Here is a 6,463-nt window from a genome sequence, read left to right on the forward strand (position 1 = left end):
ATGTTTCGTGGGGGTGCGGGGGAAGGCAAGCACCGTCTGCCGGTGTCGGCGCCAATGCCTCCGCACGCCCCCGCCGGGCGCGGGCGCGGTCAGTCGTGCCAGTACGGTGTGCGCTGCTCGAAGGCCGCCCGCAGTTCGGGCTCGCCGACGGCGCGGACCCCGCGCACCGCGACCGACGTCAGGTAGGTGCGGTCGTCGCCGGGGCCGCCGCCCTGCTGTGCCAGGGCGCCCAGCAGCCGCTGCCCGGCCGGGGAGGCCCAGCGCGAGTACGGGTGGACCTCGACCCGCGCGATCACGAGGCAGCTCAGGGTGAGCGCGAGGGGCAGCGCGAACCAGAGCGCGACCAGGGTGCGCGGCATGTCCGGCTGGCCGGGCATCGACAGCGCGACGGCGCCCAGCGCCAGGACGGCCAGCGCGGCGGCCCGCACCTGGCGGACGCCCGCCGCCACCGTCGTACGGGCCCCGTCGGGTACGGCCAGGCCCGCGCTCACCAGCCGGTCGGCGAGGCTGCGCACCGCGTCGGCGGCGGCCGCGCCGGCCCGCACCGGCGCTATGCGCGACTGCCCCTCGGGCCCGATCGCCCCGATGACGGACCGCTCCATGTCGTCCCGCCCGCGCGGATCGACGACGGTCGCCCAGCCGGTGTGCGCGAGCAGCAGCCGACGCTGACGGGCCATCGACACCAGGGTCAGCTCGGCGACCCGGGCGGGCCCGCCGGACAGGAACGCGGCTTCGTAGAGCGTCAGATCGTGGGTCGCGTCCGGGTCCGTGTCGACGACGGCCGCGCGTGCGGCGGCCAGGCACAGGCGGGTGCACGAGACGGCGGCCACGGCCCAGGCGGACAGCAGGAAGAGGACCCAGAACATGCCGTGTTTCTATGCCAAGGGCACCGTGAGGCGCCATGCCCTGTTCACGATCCGGACGCGGTGTTGCGGATATGTGACGTCACGGCGGCGGGCCGGAGGTGGCCGGCGGCAGGGGGTAGGCGGGGGAGGCGCTCGGCCCCGGCGCGGCCGGGACCCCGCCCGCGGGGTCGGTCGTCGGGTCGAGCGGCACGGGGAAGTGGGAGACCGGTGGGGTGCGCGTGGCGTCCGACTCCCGGGCCAGGGCGTTGAAGTCGACGTATCCGGTGGCCTCCAGGACCCTGATGTGGTCCAGTTCGGTCGTGATCGCGTCGTCGGCGAGGTCGCGCACCAGGGAGTTGCGGGTACCGGCCCGCACCTGGGCGACGAGCGTGAACGACCGGCCGTGCGCGAGCCGCAGGACGTCGGCGAACCTGCGGTCGTACTCCGTGCCCTGCGCCGCGTCCAACTCCTTCAGCCAGGCCCGCTGTTGCGCGTCGGGCTCGTCGGGCAGCGCGAGCCCCAGCCGCGCGGCGACGTCACGTATCCGCGCGTCCAGGTACGTGTGCCCCTCGACCAGGTGCTCCCCGGCCGTCCGCACGGCCCGCGTGGTGCCCTTGCGCCCGGCCTGGCGCCCCGCGGACAGCTCCCACAGGCCCGCCGGCCGGGCCTTCGTGAGGAAGTCGCGGTCGAGACCGGACAGCGGCCCGTACCGCGTCCGCACGGTCTGTGGGCCGAGCACGTCCACACCGGCCGGGCGTCGGTCGGTGTACGACCAGATCGGGTAGAGCAGCGCGCACATGGTGGCGGCGAGACAGACGATGATGAGGCCGGTGCCACTGAACAGGCCTCTGCCGTGCACGGGGGGTCGGGGTCGTCGCATGGTGCCTCCTGTTGCGGCACCGCACGCTAACCGGCTTCGGTACGGGACAGCCGGGTTATCGCGGCTTCTACGCCGACTGCCGTACAGGGGACGGGGGTTGCGGCTCGCTCGGTGACGGCTCAGTGGCGGCTCAGCGGCCGGCGCAGCGCCTGACGCGTCGCGCGGGCGAGCCGCACCCCCGGCCGGGCGGAGCGCGGCGCCGGACCCGACCGCTCCAGCCACCACTCCCGCAGCGCCCGCCGGGTCCGCCCGTCCGCCGGCCGCCCGGCGAGCAGCAGGTCCGCCACGAAGTCCAGCGCGTCGCGCCGGTAGCCGCCCGTCATCGGGTGCCGCTGGGCGTAGCCGAGGAACACCGGCCGGTACTCGTCACCGAGGATCTCCGGCAGTTCCGGCGCGACCTTCGCCACGACGTCGGCCCGCTTCCCGGCCAGCGCCCGCGCCTGCACCCCCAGACGCATCCGGTCGAACCCCTCGGGCGCGGGCGTCCCCGCCACCAGCGCGGACAGCAGCGCGGCCTCGGCGAGGGCGAGACGCTGACGGGCCGGATCCAGGTGTCCGGTGACGGGGGAGTCCGGGGCCGGCGGCGCGGGCGCGGGCCGGTCGGCCGCGGCGGCCCGCCCCTTCTCCAGGACGTCCCGGATCGCCCCCAGTTCCCGTTCCAGTTCGCTCGGCTCGGGAAAGTTCTCGTCCCGCTCCAGCAGGACGCCCGGCGGGGTCACCCGGGAGGCGAGGTCGGCCAGGATGTCCAGGACCGGCCGGGGCACCGGGTGGGCGTGGCTGTCGTGCCAGACGCCGTCCCGTTCGAAGCCGCCCGCGACATGCACGTACGCGATGGCCTCCAGGGGGAGCGCGGCGAGCGCCGCGGCCGGGTCCTCACCGCGGTTGACGTGGTTGGTGTGCAGGTTCGCCACGTCGACGAGCAGCCGCACACCGGTACGGTCGGCCAGCTCGTACAGGAACTGCCCCTCCGTCAGCTCCTCGTCCGGCCAGGAGAACAGCGCGGCGATGTTCTCGACGGCGAGCGGCACGGGCAGGGCGTCCTGCGCGATACGGACGTTCTCGCACAGCACGTCGAGGGCGTCCCGGGTGCGCGGGACGGGCAGCAGATGACCGGCCTCCAGCCGCGGGGAGGCGGTCAGCGGCCCGCCGGCCCGCACGAACGCGATGTGCTCGGTGACCAGCGGCGCGCCCAGCGTCTCGACCCGCTCGGCGAGGGCGGCCAGCCGGCCCTCGTCGGGGCGGTCGGCGCCGCCGAGTCCCAGGGAGACGCCGTGCGGGACCACGGTCACCCCGCGCTCGCGCAGCCGTCGCAGGGAGGCGGGGAGGTGGCCGGGGCACAGGTTCTCCGCCACGACCTCGACCCAGTCGACGCCCGGCATGCGCTCCACCGCGTCGGCGATCTCCGGCCGCCAGCCGATTCCCGTGCCGAGTCGCTCCATGGTCCCCTCCTCCGGGGCCCCCGTCGGCCCCCGCCGCGGCCCCTCCCTGGTGACGGAGGTATCGCCCCGGCGCCGAGCACCGAACCCTGCCGCTCCCGTCTTCAGAGCAACATTTGAGGTTCGCGCCGCAGGGTCGCCGGGCCACCGGCCTGCGGGACCCCGGCCCGCGAGGCCGCCGGGCCGCCGGGCGAGGCCGTCGCCCCGGTGGGCCGCCCGTGCCGGGCCGTGACTACCGCAGGGCCGGATGCTCGGCGATCACCGTGCAACTGCCCGGCGCGATCTCGGTGAAGCCCGCGTCGCGCACCAACGGCAGCCCGCTGACGGTCAGTTCGCGCCACCGCAGGGGATCGGCCGTGCGCACGGCGAGCGGGAAGCCGGCGTCGCGCCAGGTGCGGCGCTCCTCGTCCGACAGTTCCCACCAGGCGAGTTGGGCGCCGTGCCCGGCCTGGGCCATCGCCTTGCCCGCCGACATCGGGACCTCCGGGTTGAACCACAGCACCGGTGTGCCGGGCGCGGCGTCGGCCGGCGGCCGCGGGTCGTCGAGGTCGGTGCCGGAGACCTGGAGCTTCACCAGCTCCTTGGGCCAGCCGTCCAGCGGGACCGGCGGGAACACCCGTACCTCCGCGGACGTCCCGGTGACCGTGATCCCGGGCAGCGCCTCGGCCCGGCGCCATTCGGCCCCGCGCGCCCGCCGCACGACCTTGCGGATGCGGGCGTCCTGCCAGTCCCGGACCGCCTGCGCCCAGGCGCCGTCGCCCGCCGAGCGTTCGTCGTCCAGCATCCTGAGCACCGCGCGGGCGGCGGTCTCCAGGGCGTCCGTGCGCTCGGGCGGCTCGGCCCGCTCGATGCGCACCACCAGCGGCAGGACGTACTGGGGTGCCTGGTCGCGGGCGCTGGGCTCGGACCGGAAGGGACTGTCGGCGAGGGGTGTCGGATCGGGGCTCACGACAGCCCACCCTAAGGGGCGGGGGAAGATGCCTCCATGGAACGTGATCTGCGACTGGTCGACGTGGGCCGGCGCTACGGCTTACGGGGCCCCTGGGTGCTGCGCGGCATCGACCTGACCGTGTCCCCCGGGACCCTGGTCCGCCTGGAGGGCGCCAACGGCACCGGCAAGTCCACCCTCCTGCGCGTCCTGGCCGGGATCGACGCCCCCAGCGAGGGCCGGATCACCGGCCGGCCCCGCACGGCGTACGTGCCCGAACGCTTCCCGTCGGCGCTGCCCTTCACCCCGTCCGGATACCTCACCCACCTCGGCACCGTGCACGGCCTGTCGCGCGCGGCGGCCGCCCGGGCCGCGCAGCAGTGGCTGGAGCGGTTCGGCGCCGCCGCCTACGCCCGCACCCCGATGGCACGGCTGTCCAAGGGCAGCAGCCAGAAGGTCGCGGTCGCCCAGGCGATGGTGGCCGAACCGGAGCTGCTGGTGCTCGACGAGGCGTGGACCGGCCTGGACGCCGACGCCCGCGCCGAACTGGAGCGGGCCGTCGCCGAGCGCACCGCCGCCGGCGCGGCCGTCGTCTTCGTCGACCACGACCCGCGCCGGCTGGAGGGGGTGCCCGACGCCACGTACACCGTGCGCGAAGGCGCGCTCGGCCTGCGTACGGAACAAACCGCTCCGGCGGCCGGCCCCGCCGTGCTCGTGGAGGCCCGCGGACCGGCCGGGGCCGCCCCGCCCGCCGACGCCGCCCGCTGGGCCACCGCCGTCGACGAGGCCGCCCCGGGTGTCCACCGGCTCACCGTCCCCGCGTCCCACTCGGACGTCCTGCTCCGTGCCCTGCTGACCGCACGCCCGCCCTGGCACGTGGTGAGCGTCGGCCCCGTCGTCGGACCCGTCGAGGAGAGCCGCCCGTGACCGCCCTCGTCCGCTACCAGACCGCCCTGCTGGTCCGCTCGCAGCGCTGGCTGCCGCCGTTCATCCTGTACGCCGGTTTCCTCGCGATCGGCCTCCAGGGCGGGCAGCCGGTGCTCGACTCCCTCGGCTACGCGGCCGCCGCCCTGCTGCCCGTCGCCGCGTGGCTGGTGCGGATCTGCGTCACCAACGAGCCGCCCGCGGCCCGTGGCGTGGTCGCGGCGGCGACCACCCCGGCGCGGGCGCATCTGGCCTGTCTGCTGGTGGCCCTGGCCTGCGCCACCGCACTGGGCGCGGCCGCGACCGCCGTCGTGACGCTGATCAGCGATCCGGTGAGCACCGACCACCGCACCCGGGTGCCGCCGCTGCCCGCGGCCGGTGCCGGGCTGCTGGCCGTCCTGGTCTGTGCCCTGCTCGGGGCGGCCGTCGGCGCGCTCACCGCCTGGCCGGTGCTGCGCTCGCCGGGCCGCGCGGTGCCCGCGCTGCTGCTCGCGGCCCTGCTGTCCCTGGTGGTGACCGGGTCCCCGGCGCACGCGGCGGTCGGCGGCCTGGTCGCCGGTTCGCAGTCCGGGAAGGTGCCGGTGCCCCTGCTGCCCCTCGCCGCCGCCGTGCTGCTCACGACCGCGGCGGCCGCCGTGACCTGCGCGCTCACCTCCCGGCGAGCGCCGTGAGAGGTCCGTACGCCGTTTCCGGCGGGGGTCATCGCCTGCGGTCGGCGGCTCCGATCAGCTGGGACACCTTCACGAACCGGTAGCCCTGCTTGCGCAGTTCGGGCACGACCAGGCGCACGGCCCGCTCGGTCGCCGGGGCGGCGCTGCGCGTGCAGTGCATGACGACGACGGAGCCGGGCTTCACGCCCTCCAGGACCTGCCTGGCCACGGCGTCGGAGTCGGTGGCGAACGCGTCCCCGCTCACCACGTCCCACTGCACCGCCGTGACGCCGGTGGCGCTCAGCGCGCGCAGCGCCTTCTGGTCGTAGCAGCCTCCGGGGAAGCGGAAGTACGGCATCGCGTCGTCCACCCCCGCCTTGCGGAGGGCGGTGTACGTCCGTTCCACCTCCGAGCGCATCCGGTCCTCGGACACGGTCGGCAGGCCGTAGCAGTCGCCGGTGAAGGCGTAGTGGCTGTAGGAGTGGTTGGCGATCTCGAACAGCGGGTCCCGTCCGATCGAGCGGGCCTGGATCGGGTACTCCTCGGCCCACCGCCCGGTCATGAACACGGTGGCCGGCACCTTCAGCGCCCGCAGCGTCGCGATGAGCTGCGGGTTGTCGAAGTGCTCGCCGGCCGCCGCACGCGGCCCCTCGTCGGCGGTCATGTCGGCGTCGAAGGTCAGGGCGACGGTCCGGTCCGGTGTGCGGGGTCCGTTCTTGAAGACCGGGGTGAGACCGGCGGGCCCGGGCGCGAGGGTCGGCGGCCGGGAGACCGCGGGGGAGGGGGCCGCGGGGGAGGGG

Annotated in this window: 7 protein-coding genes; 2 read left to right on the plus strand and 5 right to left on the minus strand. The window is 75.9% G+C overall.

Annotated features, from left to right (window positions below):
• Nucleotides 1-89 precede the first annotated feature (89 nt).
• From ACZ60B_RS38960 to ACZ60B_RS38975, 4 genes are all read right to left on the minus strand, one after another.
• Entirely contained in the window at nt 90-866 is a 777-nt protein-coding gene (locus tag ACZ60B_RS38960) for a TIGR04222 domain-containing membrane protein (protein ID WP_469395834.1), read from the minus strand.
• Between the two features lie 79 nt (nt 867-945).
• Complete coding sequence (locus ACZ60B_RS38965; protein ID WP_469395836.1) at nt 946-1,725, minus strand: DUF4142 domain-containing protein; 780 nt, start codon at nt 1,723-1,725, stop codon at nt 946-948.
• 119 nt (nt 1,726-1,844) lie between these two features.
• Nucleotides 1,845-3,164 (minus strand): MbnB/TglH/ChrH family RiPP precursor modification enzyme, encoded by a 1,320-nt coding sequence (locus ACZ60B_RS38970; protein ID WP_469395838.1) that lies wholly within the window; start codon nt 3,162-3,164, stop codon nt 1,845-1,847.
• A 229-nt stretch (nt 3,165-3,393) separates the two neighbouring features.
• A complete protein-coding gene (locus ACZ60B_RS38975; RefSeq protein WP_469395841.1) occupies nt 3,394-4,110 on the minus strand; it encodes an aminoacyl-tRNA hydrolase in 717 nt (238 codons plus the stop codon).
• 36 nt (nt 4,111-4,146) lie between these two features.
• Here ACZ60B_RS38975 and ACZ60B_RS38980 point away from each other — a divergent pair, with 36 nt between their 5' ends.
• Together ACZ60B_RS38980 and ACZ60B_RS38985 are read left to right on the plus strand one after the other, a co-directional pair.
• Complete coding sequence (locus ACZ60B_RS38980; protein WP_469395843.1) at nt 4,147-5,016, plus strand: ABC transporter ATP-binding protein; 870 nt, start codon at nt 4,147-4,149, stop codon at nt 5,014-5,016.
• Nucleotides 5,013-5,684: an ABC transporter gene (locus ACZ60B_RS38985; protein ID WP_469395845.1), complete on the plus strand. Its 672-nt coding sequence runs from the start codon at nt 5,013-5,015 to the stop codon at nt 5,682-5,684. The genes ACZ60B_RS38980 and ACZ60B_RS38985 overlap by 4 nt, the downstream gene beginning before the upstream one ends.
• Nucleotides 5,685-5,712: 28 nt before the next feature.
• Here ACZ60B_RS38985 and ACZ60B_RS38990 read toward each other — a convergent pair.
• The coding region (locus ACZ60B_RS38990) for a polysaccharide deacetylase family protein (protein ID WP_469395847.1) at nt 5,713-6,463 on the minus strand (751 nt) is incomplete at its 5' end.

The sequence above is a fragment of the Streptomyces sp. NPDC104096 genome, from assembly GCF_055584385.1.

Coding starts and splice junctions, on each gene's coding strand:
- ACZ60B_RS38960 (WP_469395834.1), bottom strand. CDS start 866: ATGTTCTGGGTCCTCTTCCTGCTGTCCGCCTGGGCCGTGGCCGCCGTC.
- ACZ60B_RS38965 (WP_469395836.1), bottom strand. CDS start 1,725: ATGCGACGACCCCGACCCCCCGTGCACGGCAGAGGCCTGTTCAGTGGC.
- ACZ60B_RS38970 (WP_469395838.1), bottom strand. CDS start 3,164: ATGGAGCGACTCGGCACGGGAATCGGCTGGCGGCCGGAGATCGCCGAC.
- ACZ60B_RS38980 (WP_469395843.1), top strand. CDS start 4,147: ATGGAACGTGATCTGCGACTGGTCGACGTGGGCCGGCGCTACGGCTTA.